The organism is Brevibacillus panacihumi (genome assembly GCF_003710985.1).
In the GTDB taxonomy this organism is placed as follows: Bacteria; Bacillota; Bacilli; order Brevibacillales; family Brevibacillaceae; genus Brevibacillus; species Brevibacillus panacihumi.
This window is the reverse complement of sequence record NZ_RHHT01000031.1, coordinates 88,425-104,532: the sequence shown is the minus strand read 5'-3', so window position 1 is coordinate 104,532 and position 16,108 is coordinate 88,425. Positions and strand designations below refer to the sequence as shown.

Annotated in this window: 14 protein-coding genes; all 14 read left to right on the top strand. The window is 50.9% G+C overall.

What is annotated here, in order from left to right:
• The first annotated feature begins 133 nt into the window (after positions 1-133).
• Positions 134-1,036 carry a dipicolinate synthase subunit DpsA gene (gene dpsA, locus EDM58_RS15495; RefSeq protein WP_122914142.1) on the top strand — a complete coding sequence of 301 codons (903 nt, stop codon included), beginning with the start codon at positions 134-136 and terminating at the stop codon, positions 1,034-1,036.
• Positions 1,029-1,625, top strand: a complete 597-nt coding sequence (locus EDM58_RS15490; RefSeq protein WP_122914141.1) for a dipicolinate synthase subunit B — start codon at positions 1,029-1,031, stop codon at positions 1,623-1,625. The genes dpsA and EDM58_RS15490 overlap by 8 nt, the downstream gene beginning before the upstream one ends.
• 56 nt (positions 1,626-1,681) lie before the next feature.
• A complete protein-coding gene (locus EDM58_RS15485) occupies positions 1,682-2,722 on the top strand; it encodes an aspartate-semialdehyde dehydrogenase (RefSeq protein ID WP_023557099.1) in 1,041 nt (346 codons plus the stop codon).
• An 11-nt stretch (positions 2,723-2,733) separates the two neighbouring features.
• Complete coding sequence (dapG, locus tag EDM58_RS15480; RefSeq protein WP_023557098.1) at positions 2,734-3,960, top strand: aspartate kinase; 1,227 nt, start codon at positions 2,734-2,736, stop codon at positions 3,958-3,960.
• Between the two features lie 39 nt (positions 3,961-3,999).
• The gene (gene dapA / locus EDM58_RS15475) at positions 4,000-4,875 is read left to right on the top strand and encodes a 4-hydroxy-tetrahydrodipicolinate synthase (RefSeq protein WP_122914140.1); all 876 of its coding nucleotides are present in this window, start codon (positions 4,000-4,002) and stop codon (positions 4,873-4,875) included.
• A gap of 147 nt (positions 4,876-5,022) precedes the next feature.
• Positions 5,023-6,699, top strand: a complete 1,677-nt coding sequence (locus EDM58_RS15470; RefSeq protein WP_122914139.1) for a ribonuclease J — start codon at positions 5,023-5,025, stop codon at positions 6,697-6,699.
• Between the two features lie 155 nt (positions 6,700-6,854).
• Positions 6,855-7,691 carry a ClpP family protease gene (locus EDM58_RS15465; protein ID WP_122914138.1) on the top strand — a complete coding sequence of 279 codons (837 nt, stop codon included), beginning with the start codon at positions 6,855-6,857 and terminating at the stop codon, positions 7,689-7,691.
• Entirely contained in the window at positions 7,688-7,918 is a 231-nt protein-coding gene (locus EDM58_RS15460) for a YlzJ-like family protein (protein ID WP_122914137.1), read from the top strand. The genes EDM58_RS15465 and EDM58_RS15460 overlap by 4 nt, the downstream gene beginning before the upstream one ends.
• A 121-nt stretch (positions 7,919-8,039) precedes the next feature.
• The gene (locus EDM58_RS15455; protein ID WP_122914136.1) at positions 8,040-10,418 is read left to right on the top strand and encodes an FtsK/SpoIIIE family DNA translocase; all 2,379 of its coding nucleotides are present in this window, start codon (positions 8,040-8,042) and stop codon (positions 10,416-10,418) included.
• 220 nt (positions 10,419-10,638) lie between these two features.
• A complete protein-coding gene (locus EDM58_RS15450; protein ID WP_122914135.1) occupies positions 10,639-11,364 on the top strand; it encodes a GntR family transcriptional regulator in 726 nt (241 codons plus the stop codon).
• A 38-nt stretch (positions 11,365-11,402) separates the two neighbouring features.
• Positions 11,403-12,458, top strand: coding sequence for a BMP family lipoprotein (locus tag EDM58_RS15445; protein ID WP_122914134.1), 1,056 nt, complete (start codon positions 11,403-11,405; stop codon positions 12,456-12,458).
• Between the two features lie 116 nt (positions 12,459-12,574).
• Positions 12,575-14,089, top strand: coding sequence for an ABC transporter ATP-binding protein (locus EDM58_RS15440; protein WP_183187531.1), 1,515 nt, complete (start codon positions 12,575-12,577; stop codon positions 14,087-14,089).
• On the top strand, positions 14,082-15,152 hold the full coding sequence (locus EDM58_RS15435) for an ABC transporter permease (protein ID WP_122914132.1): 1,071 nt from the start codon (positions 14,082-14,084) through the stop codon (positions 15,150-15,152). Before EDM58_RS15440 ends, EDM58_RS15435 begins: the two co-directional genes overlap by 8 nt.
• Positions 15,152-16,108 carry an ABC transporter permease gene (locus EDM58_RS15430; protein WP_122914131.1) on the top strand — a complete coding sequence of 319 codons (957 nt, stop codon included), beginning with the start codon at positions 15,152-15,154 and terminating at the stop codon, positions 16,106-16,108. The genes EDM58_RS15435 and EDM58_RS15430 overlap by 1 nt, the downstream gene beginning before the upstream one ends.

Below are 16,108 nucleotides of genomic sequence, written 5' to 3'. Positions count from 1 at the left end.
TCAGTGTCACCGAACCAAGGGCGAGAGAATAGGATGGAGGTAGACTACAACGTTTCGCGACTTACGTTTCGTACGGAAAAACCCTTGCGTTTCAATCAAGATGCAGTAAAATGTGTGGAAAGGGGAACGCAGCATGCTAACGGGCATACATGTTGCCTTCATCGGCGGCGACGCGCGCCAGTTGGAAGTGATTAAACGCTGCATTCAACTGGATGCGATGGTGACGTTGATTGGCTTCGACAACCTGGAAAGCAATTTCACAGGGGCAACGAAGAGACCATTAACATGCGATGTGTTGAAAGACGCGGATGCCCTCATCCTACCCATTGTCGGAACTGATGACTCTGGTTATGTAGAAAGCATCTTTTGCTCCAAACAACTAAAGCTGCAAGAAGAGCATGTTGCAAGCCTGCCAAAGCACTGTGTGGTATACACGGGGATGGCCAAACCATACCTGCGCGGACTGTTGGAGCCAAAAAACATTCCGTTGGTAGAATTGCTGGATCGTGATGATGTAGCCATCTACAACTCCATCCCAACTGTAGAGGGAGCTTTGATGATGGCGATCCAAAACACGGATATAACCATTCACGGTTCGAACAGCATGGTATTGGGATTGGGCCGTACCGGGTTATCCATGGCTCGGGCCTTACATGCACTTGGAGCCCGTGTCAAAGTTGGAGCAAGGCGTCAGGAACACTTGGCGCGCATTTATGAGATGGGATTGACTCCCTTCCATATAGGCGAAGTAAGGCAGCACGTGACGAATGTTGATTTTATCTTCAATACGGTCCCGCAATTAATCCTGACAGCAGAAGTAATCGCTCAAATGCCGCAGTCGGCGTTTATCCTCGATCTCGCTTCCAAACCGGGTGGCACAGATTTTCGCTACGCCGAAAGACGGGGGATCAAGGCACTGCTCGCACCTGGACTGCCCGGAATCGTTGCACCAAAAACCGCAGGACAAATCATGGCCCAGACCTTGTCGCGTCTGATTGCGGAGCAAACGAGATCCAGGGGGAATCAGCATGGGTAAACTTCAAGGAAAAACCATTGGATTCGGGCTATCCGGCTCACACTGCACATTTGAAGAGACGATGCCGCAAATCCAGCGATTTGTGGATGAAGGGGCAAGAGTCATTCCTATCGTCTCCAACACGGTTATGACAACGGATACTCGCTTTGGCACATCGCAAAGCTGGCAACAGCAAATCAAGGAGATCACGGGCGAGGAACTGATTTCTACGATTCCTCAAGCCGAGCCTCTAGGGCCGTCCAAACTCCTCGACGTCATGCTGATTGCGCCCTGCACGGGAAGTACGACCAGCCGATTGGCCAATGCGATTACAGACAGTCCAGTACTGATGGCAGCGAAAGCGACGATGCGCAACCTGCGACCGCTGGTTGTCGCCATATCCACCAACGATGGACTGGGATTAAATGCAGCCAATATTGCCAAGCTGTTGGCAGCCAAAAATATCTACTTCGTCCCGTTCGGGCAAGATGCTCCGGACAAAAAGCCGAACTCACTGGTAGCACGCATGGACCTGCTCGTGGAGACGTGCATAGCTGCTATGGAAGGGCGACAATTGCAGCCCCTGCTTATCGAGAGATTCAACTACTAAAAACACTAGAGAAAAACCAATTGACTTGTTTTTCGCGATTAGGAGGAGAGTAAGAGATGGCGAACCAACTGACTTATAATGTTGCCGTCGTGGGCGCAACGGGTGCAGTCGGACAACAAATGATTCGAATTCTGGAAGAACGCAATTTTCCGATTAAACAATTGAAGCTGCTTGCATCCGGACGGTCTGCCGGCAAGACTGTCATGTTCAAGGGGCAAGAAGTGGTTCTGGAAGAAGCGACTCCGGAAAGTTTCGCTGGTATTGATTACGCCCTGTTCAGCGCAGGCGGTTCGGTCAGCAAGGAGCTGGCTCATCACGCTGTGCGCCATGGTGCCGTAGTCATCGACAATACCAGTGCCTTCCGCATGGATCCTGAAGTGCCATTGGTTGTTCCAGAAGTAAACATGGATGCTGCCCTGGCGCACAATGGGATTATTGCGAACCCCAACTGCTCCACCATTCAGATGGTAGCCGCTCTGAAACCCTTGTATGATCGTTATGGAATAGATCGGATTATTGTGTCCACCTACCAAGCAGTATCGGGTGCTGGTCAGTCGGCCATCAACGAACTGCTTACGCAAAGCCGTGAAGTGCTGGATGGCAAGGAGCCGACATGTGAAGTTCTGCCGGTCGGAAAGCTTCCTGTACACCATCAGATTGCATTTAACGCCATTCCGCAAATCGATGTGTTTACGGAAAATGGATTTACTTACGAAGAGATGAAAATGATTAATGAAACGAAAAAAATCTTCGCAGATGATCAGGTCCATGTTTCCGCAACCTGCGTACGTATTCCAGTTGTATATGGACACAGTGAATCAGTCTACGTAGAACTGAAGAACGATTACGATTTGGCTGAAGTCAAATCCCTCCTGGAAAAAGCACCAGGCATCGTACTTGTAGATGTACCAGAAGAGCAACAATATCCGCTCGCTACTGATGCGACAGGGAAGCTTGATGTCTTTGTCGGTCGTGTACGACGTGACCTCCATCATCCTCGCGGCCTGCATATGTGGATCGTTTCAGACAACCTGCTGAAAGGTGCTGCTTGGAATACGGTGCAAATCGCTGAGGAACTCATCAAAGCAAGAGCATAGGGGAGAGGTTTGTGAAGATTCTCGTCCAGAAGTTCGGTGGTTCTTCCTTGACGACGGAGGATTGCCGAATGAGGGCAATCTACCATATAGAAAAGGCGATAGACGAGGGATATTCCCTCGTCGTGGTCGTCTCGGCGATGGGACGCAAGGGCGATCCCTACGCTACGGATACACTTTTGCAGCTCATACGAAGCAACGGAAATACACTGCCAAGCAGAGAAATGGATTTGCTCTTGCACACGGGCGAAATCATTTCCGCAACAGTGATGTGCAGCATGCTGCATGCGCGTGGGATAAAAGCGAAGATATTAACTGGGGGCCAGGCGAATATCGTAACAAGCGATGATTTTACCCAGGCCCAGATTAACCATATCGACCCTGCACGAATGATCAAGGAGCTGCAGGAAGGGAATGTACTCATCGTACCTGGTTTTCAGGGACGCACAGAAGATTGGGAGATTACGACCTTGGGGCGCGGGGGCAGCGATACGACAGCGACCGCGCTCGGGGTGGCACTGGAAGCCGAAATGGTGGACATTTTTACGGATGTAGAAGGAATTATGACGGCAGATCCTCGGATCGTGGAGGAAGCGCAACCCCTGACCACCGTTACCTATACGGAGATTTGCAATATGGCGCATCTGGGTGCCAAAGTCATTCATCCGCGCGCTGTAGAGATTGCGATGCAGGCGAACGTACCAATTCGTGTCCGCTCGACGTTTTCGGACGATCCCGGTACATTGGTCACAACGATGCTGGAGATCGGCAAGTTGGGGTATGCGGTGAATGATCGGGTCGTAATGGGAATCGCGCATGTACCCAACATTACACAGATTAAAGTTGCCAATAAAGAGGGACAGTACGATACACAGCTCCAGGTCTTCAAGACGATGGCGACACACAACATCAGTGTTGATTTTATAAACGTAAATCCGTTGGGAGTCGCCTACACGGTCCATGACGAATTAGGAGAGAAAGCGGCACGATTGTTGACAGAGATGGGCTATGAGCCACAACTGCTGCCATGCTGTGCAAAGGTTTCTGTGATTGGCGCCGGAATGACGGGTGTACCGGGAGTAATGGCTCAAATCGTTGAGGCTTTGACTCATGAAGATATTCAGATTTTGCAGTCGGCAGATTCGCATACGACCATCTGGGTACTCGTACATGAGGCAGATATGGTAAGGGCTGTCCGTGCTTTGCATCAACAATTCCATCTGCATCAACATCATGTGTAGGTTTCCATTCTGACCATTGATAGAGGAGTTGGATAGGCAGTGGCACGTTTTGGCCGACTGGTTACCGCGATGGTAACGCCATTTAATGATCAAAACCAGGTTGATTATGAGAAAACCGAACGTCTGATCGATCATTTGCTGGAGACAGGGAGCGAAGGTATTGTCGTGAGCGGCACGACGGGGGAATCCCCCACCCTGTCGCAGAAAGAAAAGCTGGATCTCTTCAAACATGTAGTCAGCTATGCAAAAGGCAAATGCCACATTATCGCCGGCACTGGAAGCAACAATACGCAGGCGAGTGTGGAATTCACGAAAGAAGCGCAAAGCTTGGGCGTGGATGGGATTATGCTGGTAGCGCCCTATTACAGCCGCCCCTCCCAAGAAGGGCTGTATGCTCATTTTCACGCAATCGCCTCTGCCACAGAGCTGCCCGTCATGCTGTACAATGTACCCGGCCGCTCCGCTGTCAACATGACTGCTGAGACCACGCTTCGGCTGGCGCAGCTTCCCAATGTCGTATGCATGAAAGAAGCATCCGGCAATCTGAGTCAGATCGCAGCTATCATCGAGCATGCTCCCGAGGGGTTTGAAGTATACAGCGGTGATGACAGCCTGACACTGCCGGTTCTGTCGATCGGAGGCGTAGGGATTGTCAGTGTTGCCAGTCATATCGCAGGACGTCAAATGAAGGAAATGGTCAACGCCTTTTTTGACGGCAACCTGAAGGAAGCGGCAAGCCTTCATCGCAAGCTGATGCCAATCTTCGAAGGTTTGTTTGCCTACCCGAGCCCGGGACCGACCAAGGAAGCCTTGAACCAATTGGGGATAGATGTGGGTGGAGTACGACTGCCGTTGGTGGAGCTGAACGAAGAGGAAAAAGCGTTCGTTCAGTCCCTGCTTGCCCACTTAGCCTAGCATCCATAATTGCAGCAAGAGCCATTCTTCGTGAATGGCTCTTTTTTCTTGTGTTCACGTTTTCACTTCGGGTATAATGAAAACAAGTGATTTGGGGCGGTTATTTTTGAGTGTACAATGACAACTAAATATAGGAGGTTACAAGTTTTGGCAAAGTCGAATCACTCTGTTCTCATTTTCGCCCTGGGCGGAGTCGGCGAAATTGGGAAGAATATGTACGTGGTACAATGCGATGATGACATCGTAGTAATTGATGCTGGATTGAAATTCCCGGAAGAAGAGATGCTGGGAATTGACATGGTGATTCCAGACATCACTTACTTGGAGGAAAATCGCGATAAGGTTCGGGGGATCATCATTACGCATGGGCATGAGGACCACATCGGTGGGTTGAGCTATTTCTTGAAGCACCTCAATGTACCAGTCTATGCAACCAAGCTTACCCTCGGACTGATTGATGCAAAATTGAAGGAAGCGGGCATATTAAACGATACGAAGCGCGTATTGATCAACAGTGATTCGGAGATCGTCCTCGGAAGCATGAAGGCTACCTTTTTCCGGGTAAACCACAGTATTCCTGACTGTGTCGGCGTATGCCTGGAGACACCTGAAGGGTACATTGTTCATACGGGAGATTTCAAATTTGATCAGACGCCGATCAACAACCAGACGGCTGATTTGGCCAAAATGGCGATGATCGGCGAGCGCGGCGTCTTGTGCTTGCTCTCGGACAGTACCAATGCGGAGCGTCCTGGCTTTACAGGCTCAGAACGTTCGGTTGGAATTGCCATTAAAGATGTGTTCAGCAAATCCACAGGCCGCATCGTCGTATCCACTTTTGCATCCAACGTGCACCGGATCCAGCAAGTCGTGGATGCTGCTGTGCAATTTAACCGAAAACTGACCGTTGTCGGCAGAAGCATGCAAAATGTGATCAATATCAGCCGTGATCTGGGCTATCTTTTTGTGCCGGACGGTTTGATTGTGGATACGGATGAAATTAACAAATTGCCTGCCGAGCAGGTAGTGATTCTGTCTACTGGAAGCCAGGGAGAGCCGATGTCGGCGCTCACTCGCATGGCCCGATCCGCCCATCGGAAAATCGATATTCTTCCAGGAGACACCGTGATTATCGCCGCTACCCCAATTCCTGGGAATGAAAAGTACGTAGCGCGCACGATTGACCAGCTTTCCCGCATTGGAGCCGAGGTGATTTACGGCGGCCATGGACCAAACGGAACCGTCCACGTATCCGGTCATGGCAGCCAAGAAGATCTTCGTCTGATGCTCAATCTCATGAAACCCAAATTCTTCATCCCGATTCATGGAGAATATCGCATGCTGAAAAGCCACTCGATTCTTGCGGAACAGGTCGGAATTCCAGCGGAGAACATTTTCTTGCTGGACAATGGCGACACCGTCGAAATTTCCGGTGGCAACGCCCGTTACGGCGGCAAGGTTCACGCAGGCATCGTGCTGATCGATGGATTAGGTGTCGGAGATGTGGGAAATATTGTATTGCGAGACCGCAAATTACTCTCTCAAGATGGTATTCTGGTAGTTGTCGTTACGCTCAGCAAACAAAACGGTACGATTTTGTCCGGTCCCGACATCATTTCCCGCGGCTTCGTGTATGTACGTGAGTCCGAAGAATTGCTGGACGAGGCTAATCGCATCGTCACCCAAACACTTGTGAAATGCATGGAAGAAAATGTAAATGAGTGGTCGTCCTTGAAAAATAATGTGAAGGAAGTATTGGGTCGCTTTCTGTTCGAACAGACGCGCCGCCGCCCGATGATCCTTCCGATTATCATGGAAGTGTAGCTCATTTTATGTGCAGACAAGCAAGAGATCCTTGTTCCAAAAGGATGCTCTTGCTTGTTTTTGTTTGGGCAAATCCGCAGGCAGGTTACCTGCCATCTGTGCATCTTTTTCCCTTTGCCTATCCATACTAACGAGGAAAGTGAGGGAGGATGATTATGTCAAATCGCGGACTCACCGATTATTTGAATCGGCCACCTTTTGCAAGCAACGCAAATGTTAATGCCAACCTGCGAGCTTCGGCTTCGAGGGAGGAACAGGAGCCTGGAGAGGTGCCGCCTGGGGAACCTGCGGCTGCGCCGAATGCTCCGGACGATTCCAAGAAAAAATTGCTTGATTCCATTACACAACTGGGGCAGACCAATGTCCCTCAGCTGGAGAGCAACATCTACTGCATGAGCATTATTGGGCAGGTAGAGGGGCATATCCAACTGCCGCCGCAAAACAAGACGACCAAGTACGAGCATCTGATCCCGCAATTGGTCGCAGCCGAACAGAACAGCAAGATTGAAGGCGTGCTGGTCATCCTGAATACTGTTGGCGGAGACGTGGAAGCGGGACTCGCGATCGCGGAAATGGTCGCTTCGCTTTCCAAACCGGTGGTCACTTTGGTGCTGGGTGGCGGACATAGCATCGGCGTACCGATCGCAGTAGCAGGAGATTACGCCTTCATTGCCGAAACGGCTACCATGACGATTCACCCGATTCGTCTGACGGGGTTGGTCATCAGCGTTCCGCAAACTTTTGAATACCTGGACAAGATGCAGGAGCGCGTCGTCAGCTTCATCGCACGCCACTCCAAAATCAGCGAGCAGCAATTCCGTGACCTGATGCTTCGTACGGGAGAATTGACACGCGATATCGGAACCAATGTGATCGGCGCTGATGCCGTGAAGTACGGTCTGATCGATGAAGTCGGGGGACTCGGCAAGGCCTTGAAAAAATTAAATGAGCTGATCGAAAAGAATCGCACCGAAGAGAAGGTGTTGCAATGATTTTGCATTCGGTCGTACCGATGGAGACGGTCTTCGCCAACATGGATCAGGTGGAAAAGCAAGAACTGAAGGAAGTTACGATCGGCCACATGACCATGCTGGTGGAACCGACTGGCCCCTTTGAAGGAAAGATCGTCCGGATGATCAGTCCGCTGCCGCAGGACTATCTCAATCCCCGATGCGCTCCCGGCCAGACGATTGCTTTTCATCCGAACGGTTTCTCCTAAGAAGTCCTGTATTTCTATGAATTTCCTGTGTTATACTGATGATGTGCGAACAGCAGCCGAACAGCAGCCGGCTGCCTTTTTACAATCTCAAGCAATATTTTGAAGAAAACAAAAAGGAGGCATGCCAGTGAGTAAAAGAGGAAAAAAACAATCAAGTGCGGCATTGGCCTCGGTTGTCAAAATAGAGCTGCTGGGACTCGTCATCATCGTGTTGTCACTCATAGGACTTCTGGAAAGCGGCTTTTTGGGAAAAAACGTCCTGGCGTTTCTCTTCCGCTTTTTCGCGGGCTCCTGGGATTTTACGATTCCTGTCTTTTTGATCGGAATGGCGCTCTACATGATGTTTACCCGCCAGAAGCCGCAGTTGAACTTCCGGGTCCTGGGTATACTCTTCATCGCGCTTGCGGTCTTTACATGGGATCATTTGATTCTCTACAAGCAGATCACGGCTGACGGCAAATTTGCGGACCAGAGCATCCTGCGAGTCACCTGGGACAGGCTCTGGCTGGATCATAGCCAACGGGTATCGACCACAGGAGTTGGCGGCGGGATGCTCGGAGCGATCGTGTTTGCGATCAGCAATGGACTGGTTGGGACGATTGGAACAGGAATCATCATCGTGTTTCTCTTCCTGGTCGGCCTCATGCTGTTGTTCAATCTCTCCTACGTGGACATTCTGATGTTCTTGCGTGACAAGGCAGCCCGAATGTACGGCAAAGCCAAGGATACTGTCAAGGAGTCCGTCCATTTAATGCAGGAGGAGAACGAGAAGAGAAAGCAAGAGGCAAAGGCGGCCAAGCAAGAGCAAATGGCCGAAAAGCAAGCGGAGCAAACTCTGCCGCCTGATGGCTCATCCGAGCTGGCTAGTGCCCGGGAACATTCCACTCCACTGGGTGCCGAGCCTCACACTGATACACCGATCAAGCCGGTCATCCACGATTTTACGGACAAATTGCAAGCAACAGATGAGCGGACAACAGCGCCGCCTCAGAGCAGCAAAGCTGTCTCCAATACGGAACAGGAAATTACGTTTACGCTGGAAGGCGACGAAGAAATATTCGGGACGCTGGAGCATGACGCGGCATCTGCCAACACAATACCGTATGAATTGCCCGGTTTACATATGCTGTCAAGACCGCGTCCGACTGGTTCAGCCAAAGATGTCGACCATACCTCCAATGCTGCCAAACTCGTGCAAACGTTGAAAAGCTTCGGAGTGAATGCCACCGTATCAGAGGTGCACCGCGGTCCCGCAGTCACGCGTTATGAGGTCCAGCCTGCCACAGGTGTAAAAGTGAGCAGAATCGTCAGTCTGACCGACGATTTGGCTTTGGCGCTGGCAGCCAAGGACATCCGTATTGAAGCGCCGATTCCGGGGAAATCGGCAATAGGCATCGAGGTTCCCAATTCCGAGGTAGCGGTTGTATCGCTGCGGGAGGTACTGGAATCCCCCCAATACCAGGACGCGCCTGGAAAGCTGACAGTAGCGCTGGGCCGGGATATTTCAGGAGAGCCGATCGTGGCCGACCTGACCAAAATGCCCCACTTGCTCGTCGCAGGTGCTACCGGCAGCGGAAAATCCGTCTGCATTAATGGCCTGATCATGAGTATTCTTTTCAAGGCAAAGCCGGATGAGGTCAAGCTGATGATGGTAGACCCGAAAATGGTGGAGCTGAATGTCTACAACGGCATTCCCCATCTGCTTGCCCCGGTGGTTACAGACCCGAAACGCGCGTCTGTCGCCCTGAAAAAAGTAGTCGCCGAAATGGAGCGCAGATACAATCTGTTCGCCAAATCCGGCTGCCGCAATATCGAAATGTACAATGCGCATACGCCCGAGTCCCCGCTCCCTTATATCGTGGTGATCGTGGACGAGCTGGCTGACCTGATGATGGTGGCGCCAGGAGAGGTAGAGGATGCCATCTGTCGTCTGGCTCAAATGGCCCGTGCATCGGGTATTCATCTGATCATTGCTACCCAGCGTCCATCCGTCGACGTGATCACGGGGGTAATCAAGGCAAACATCCCTTCCCGTATCGCTTTTGGCGTGTCCTCGATGGCTGATTCGCGGACGATTCTGGACATGGGTGGGGCGGAAAAGCTGCTGGGAAGGGGCGACATGCTCTCTTTGCCGATGGGCGCCTCCAAACCGATTCGGGTACAAGGAGCCTTTGTTTCTGACAAAGAAGTCGAAGAAGTCGTCAACTTTGTCAAAAACCAGCAGGAAGCCAAATACAATGAAGATATGATTCCGGGCGATGTCCAGGAGGATCAGCAGCCAGTCGCGGATGATGAGTTGTACGACCAGGCTGTACAGATTGTCCTCGAGGCGCAGACGGCTTCCGCATCGCTGTTGCAGCGCAGATTGCGGGTTGGCTACACCCGGGCAGCAAGACTGATTGACATGATGGAAGCAAATGGGGTAGTAGGTCCCTACGAAGGGAGCAAGCCCCGGGAGGTTCGCCTTCCACGCCCTTCCATAGAAAGCCATATCTCATAACCAATTTTACCCAAGAAATACAAATACGGAAAATCACAAAAGCAGGCCATGTTTTCGATAACAGCAATGTTGTTCACGAAAATATGGCTTGCATGATGTTCGCCCCTAGGTTAAAATTCTTACGAGATTAAAGGAAATTGTTGTTATGCCGTCTTTCAGGAAATAGAGGTCTGACGTCTTACCTGTTGGAATGGCTAGTGGACAGCAGGAGTGAATGACAATGAGCATAAAAGGGAATTCTCGATCTTTGTTTCTCTTGGTGATGGATAAAATCAAGAGCGATATCGAGTCTGGGAAACTGCGGCCTGGTGAGCGCCTTCCTTCAGAGGCTGAACTGTCAAAACAGTTGGGCGTAAGCAGGGCGACGCTTCGCGAGGCACTCCGCCTTCTGGAAGAAGAGAAAATCGTCATTCGCCGTCACGGGGTAGGAACCTTTATTAACTCCAAACCTGTTTTTTCTGGAGGAATTGGGGAACTCTTTAGTGTGACAGACGCCATTGAGCGTCAAGGATACACGGCGGGGACGATGATCCTGAAGACTTCTTTTGAGGAGTCTGCGGAAGAGGAGCGGAAAAGACTATCCATGAAGCCGGGCGAAGGCGTATTGATGATCGAGCGTATTCGCACCGCGGATGGCTTGCCCGTGGTTTATTGTATCGACCGAATTCCCGCGCACCTGGCACCCGAAGGCTATTCCGCAGGGGGAGAATCCATCTTTACATGGTTGGAGAGTACTACAGGGATCAGGATCACGTATGCAGTCGCCGAGATCAAACCGATGGGCTACAATGAAAAGGTTTCCAACCTGCTGCACTGTGATCGATCGACTCCTTTGTTGCTGCTCGAGCAGATCCACTATGATGAGAATGAGCGACCGATCTTGTATTCCCACAACTACTTTCGGGCTGACAAGATTCACTTCCACGTCGTTCGCAGACGGATGTAGACAATTTCATTTATATCAATAACAGGGGGTAATCTCGAATGAAAAAGGTTCTTTCCGTCCTCTCTGTTGCAACTCTCAGCCTCTCGCTCGTACTGGCTGGTTGCGGCAGTAAAACAGAAGCACCTCAAGGACAAACAGGCAATGCAGGTGGCACAGAAGGAGCAGCACCGGCAGCAGCGGCTAGAGTCGGTATGGTTACGGACGTTGGCGGCGTAAACGACAACTCCTTCAACCAAAGCGCTTGGGAAGGACTGCAAAAACTTCGCACAGATTTGAATCTGCCAGAAGGCAATGTGAACTTCCTGCAATCCACCAGTGATGCGGACTATGTTCCGAACCTGACCCAGTTTGTAAAAGACGGTTGGGATCTGACTTGGGGTATTGGTTTCTTGATGGGTGACCACCTGAAAAAAGTAGCGGATGAAAATCCAAATTCGAAACTGGCAATCATCGATGCTGAGGTTGACGCTCCAAACGTGGAATCCGTTCTGTTCAAAGAACATGAAGGTTCCTTCCTGGCTGGGGTAGTAGCTGCGAAAATGAGCAAAACGAAAAAAGTCGGTTTTGTCGGCGGTGTTGAAATCCCAGTTATCAAACGCTTTGAGCTTGGCTTTGAAGCAGGTGTAAAAGCTGCTGATCCAAGCGTAGAAGTCATCAAAATCTACACAGGCTTCTTCGACAAGCCAGACGAAGGAAAATCTGCTGCTTCCCAAATCTACGGTCAAGGCGCAGACATCATCTTCCACGCAGCTGGCGGTACTGGCGACGGCGTGTTCAACGAAGGGAAAAACCGCAAATCCAAAGGTGAAGACGTTTGGGTAATCGGTGTTGACAAAGACCAATCCCTGACATTTGGCGACGACATCACATTGACTTCCATGGTAAAACGCGTAGACGAAGCGGTACACCGCGTTTCCAAAGACGTGATCGACGGCAAGTTCGAAGGCGGCAAAATCGTATGGCTGGGCTTGGCTGAAGACGGTGTAGGCTTGGCTGACACATCCAGCAAAAACGTCCCAGAAGACGTACTGAAGCTGGTTGACGAGTACAAGGAAAAAATCGTTAAAGGTGAAATCAAAGTCCCTGCTGAGTAATGATGACAAGGCTGTAAGCGAGCAAGGCTGGTTCGAGCAACTGGCCTTGTTCTTTACCTACTAGACCCATAAAAACGGGGTGAACGTGGTTGGAATCGGTAAAAACTGTTGTTGAAATGAGAGGAATTACGAAGCGTTTCCCCGGAATTGTTGCCAACGACAACATTTCTTTTTCCGTGAAAAAAGGGGAAATACATGCGCTGCTTGGTGAAAACGGCGCAGGTAAATCTACACTGATGAACGTTCTATTTGGTCTTTATCAACCGGAGGAAGGCGAAATCCTCATTAACGAGAAGCCGGTTAAGATTACCAGTCCCAACGTTGCGAACGAGCTGGGGATTGGCATGGTGCATCAGCATTTCATGTTGGTTGAAACATTTACTGTGACAGAAAATATTGTGTTAGGAAATGAACCGAAAAGCGGGTTACAGATAGATATTAAGAAGGCTGTAAAGGCTGTGGAGGAACTTTCCAATCAATATGGCTTGAAAGTGGACCCAAATGCGAAAATCGAACAGATTTCCGTAGGTATGCAGCAGCGGGTTGAGATTTTGAAAACCTTGTACCGCGGTGCTGACATTCTCATTTTTGATGAGCCTACTGCTGTTTTGACACCGCAGGAAATCAATGAACTGATTGAAATCATGCAGAGCCTCGTCAAGGAAGGCAAAACGATCATCCTGATCACGCACAAGCTGAAGGAAATCATGGCAGTGTGCGATTCAGTGACCATCATCCGCCGAGGCAAGGTCATCGATTCCCTCAAGGTGAAAGACACCAATCCAGATGATTTGGCAGCCAAAATGGTCGGACGGGAAGTAAACTTCAGCGTGGACAAGCAGGAAGCACAGCCAAAAGGCCCGATCCTGCAAGTGGAGAACGTCGTCACTCGCGGAAATCGCGGAGTAAATGCTTTAAACGGCATCAGCTTCGAAGTTCGTTCCGGAGAGATTCTGGGGATCGCCGGGGTGGATGGCAACGGGCAGAGTGAGCTGATCGAGGTCTTGACGGGATTGCGCAAAGCTGATTCGGGCCGCGTTCTTCTGAACGGCAAAGATATCACCAACCATACGCCGCGTGACATCTCCGAATCAGGCTTGTCACACATTCCGGAGGATCGCCACAAGCGCGGGTTGGTTCTTGATTTCACCATGAGTGAGAATATGGTGTTGGAGACGTATTTTCATCCCACGTTCAACAAGAACGGCTTCCTCGACTATGCAGCCATTGACAAGCATGCAGCGAAACTGATCGAGGAATTCGATGTGCGTACACCGAGCATCCACACACCGGCACGGGCCTTGTCCGGGGGAAATCAGCAAAAAGCGATCATCGCCCGCGAAGTGGATAAAAATCCGGATCTTTTGATTGCGGCTCAGCCGACGCGCGGCTTGGATGTCGGCGCGATTGAGTTCATTCATCGCAGACTTGTCGATCAGCGGGACAAAGGTAAAGCGGTATTGATGCTTTCCCTGGAGCTGGACGAGATTATCAATGTCTCCGACCGAATCGCCGTGATTTACGAAGGAAAGATCGTAGGGATCGTCGATGCGAAGTCGACCACAGAGCAAGAGCTGGGCTTGATGATGTCTGGCGGAAATCGCAAGCAAGGAGGAGGAACCGATGAATAAAGCTATAGCCATTTTTACGAAGGAATCGTTCCTCGTCCCGGTCATTGCCATTATCCTGGGTCTGCTGGTTGGCGCGATAGCGATGCTTGCGGGTGGATTTAACCCGATTCTGGCCTATACCGCGCTGGTTGAGAAAGTATTTGGCAGCGCCTACAATTTCGGGGAAACCATCCGTCAAATTACGCCCTTGATTTTTACGGGTCTCGCTGTCGCATTCGCATTTCGCACGGGTCTTTTCAATATCGGAGCGGAAGGACAATTTATCGTAGGAATGGTAGCTGCGACAACAGTCGGAGTCGCTTTTGAGCTTCCGGCCATCATCCATGCGCCACTCGCGATCCTGGCAGGTGCGATTGCAGGGGGGCTATGGGGTTCCGTCGCAGGCTACTTGAAGGCAAAACGCGGTGTTAACGAAGTCATTACAAGCATCATGATGAACTGGATTGCGCTTTATCTCGCCAACTGGGTCATGAATTCCTTCTTCGTCCCAAAAGGGCAGCAACGCTCTGAGATGGTCCATGATTCTGCGATCATCACGATCACCTGGTTATCACAGATGTTTGACAACGCCCGCTTACATTGGGGCACGTTAATTGCCGTTCTGGCCGCCATTTTCTTTTATGTTATTATGTGGAAAACGAGAACCGGATACGAATTGCGTGCGGTTGGCCTGAACCCGCATGCTTCCGAATACGCAGGCATGAACGTCAATCGCAATGTGATCAAGGCCATGTTCATTAGCGGTTTGTTTGCGGGGATTGGCGGGGCTGCGGAGATTCTAGGCGTTTTCCATTACCAGGCGATTCTTACTGCACAGCCGGGATACGGATTTGATGGTATTGCGGTCGCCCTGATCGGTGGCAATACGCCTATCGGGGTTATCCTGGGAGCGATCCTGTTTGGAATCCTCAGCTTTGGCGCAGCGGGCATCAAATTTACGGCTGGAGTGCCCGTCGAATTAATTCGTGTCGTCATCGCGTCCGTCATCTTCTTCGTGGCCGCACATGGAATCGTGAAAGTTTTTGTGAAGCCTATTTTGAAGAAGAAGGAGGGTGGAAACTGATGGATTGGGCAACCGTCGCCAGTAACCTCGTTCATGATACCATCGTGTTTTCCACTGCCTTGATTTTTGCGGCATTGGGAGGACTTTACTCGGAGCGGTCTGGTGTAGTCAACATCGCGCTCGAGGGAATGATGATTATCGGTGCATTCACCGGTGCCGTTATCACCAACGTCATACAGGATTCCGGCTCTATTGCGCCTTGGATCGGATTTATCGCAGCAGCGATAGCCGGTGCTATTTTTGCATTGCCTCATGCCGTGGCATCCATTACATTCAAGGCCGACCAAGTGGTTAGCGGTGTGGCACTTAACTTTCTGGCTGCAGGATTAGCTGTCTATTTGACCAAAATCATTTACAACGGCGCCGGTCAAACAACGACACTTACTGAGGTATTCGATAAATGGGAAATACCGGGCTTAGCCGAGATTCCTTACCTCGGGCATGCTCTATTCGAGGCGTATCCTACCAGCTTTCTCGCCTTTATCATCGTGTTCCTGACATGGTTCCTGCTGTTCAAGACCTCCTTTGGACTCCGCCTGCGCGCGGTAGGGGAGCATCCGCGTGCAGCGGACACCGTCGGAATTAACGTCAAGAGAATGCGTTATATCGCAGTTATGATCAGTGGTGCTCTGGCAGCGATGGGTGGTGCGACCATCACCTTGACCACGACAAGCAACTTTTCCCACAACACGATATCCGGGCAAGGCTTTATCGCTCTCGCCGCCCTGATATTCGGGAAGTGGCACCCTGCCGGTGCTATGGGAGCCGCACTATTCTTCGGGATCGCACAAGCCATCAAAGCGCTGGTGCAGGTGTACGGATTGACCCAATACGTACCGACCGAATTTATCTTCATGCTTCCTTACGTCTTGACGATCCTCGTTATGGCAGGTTTCGTAGGACGCTCCAGCGCTCCTGCGGCACTTGGCAAACCGTACGAGACAGGATCCCGCTAG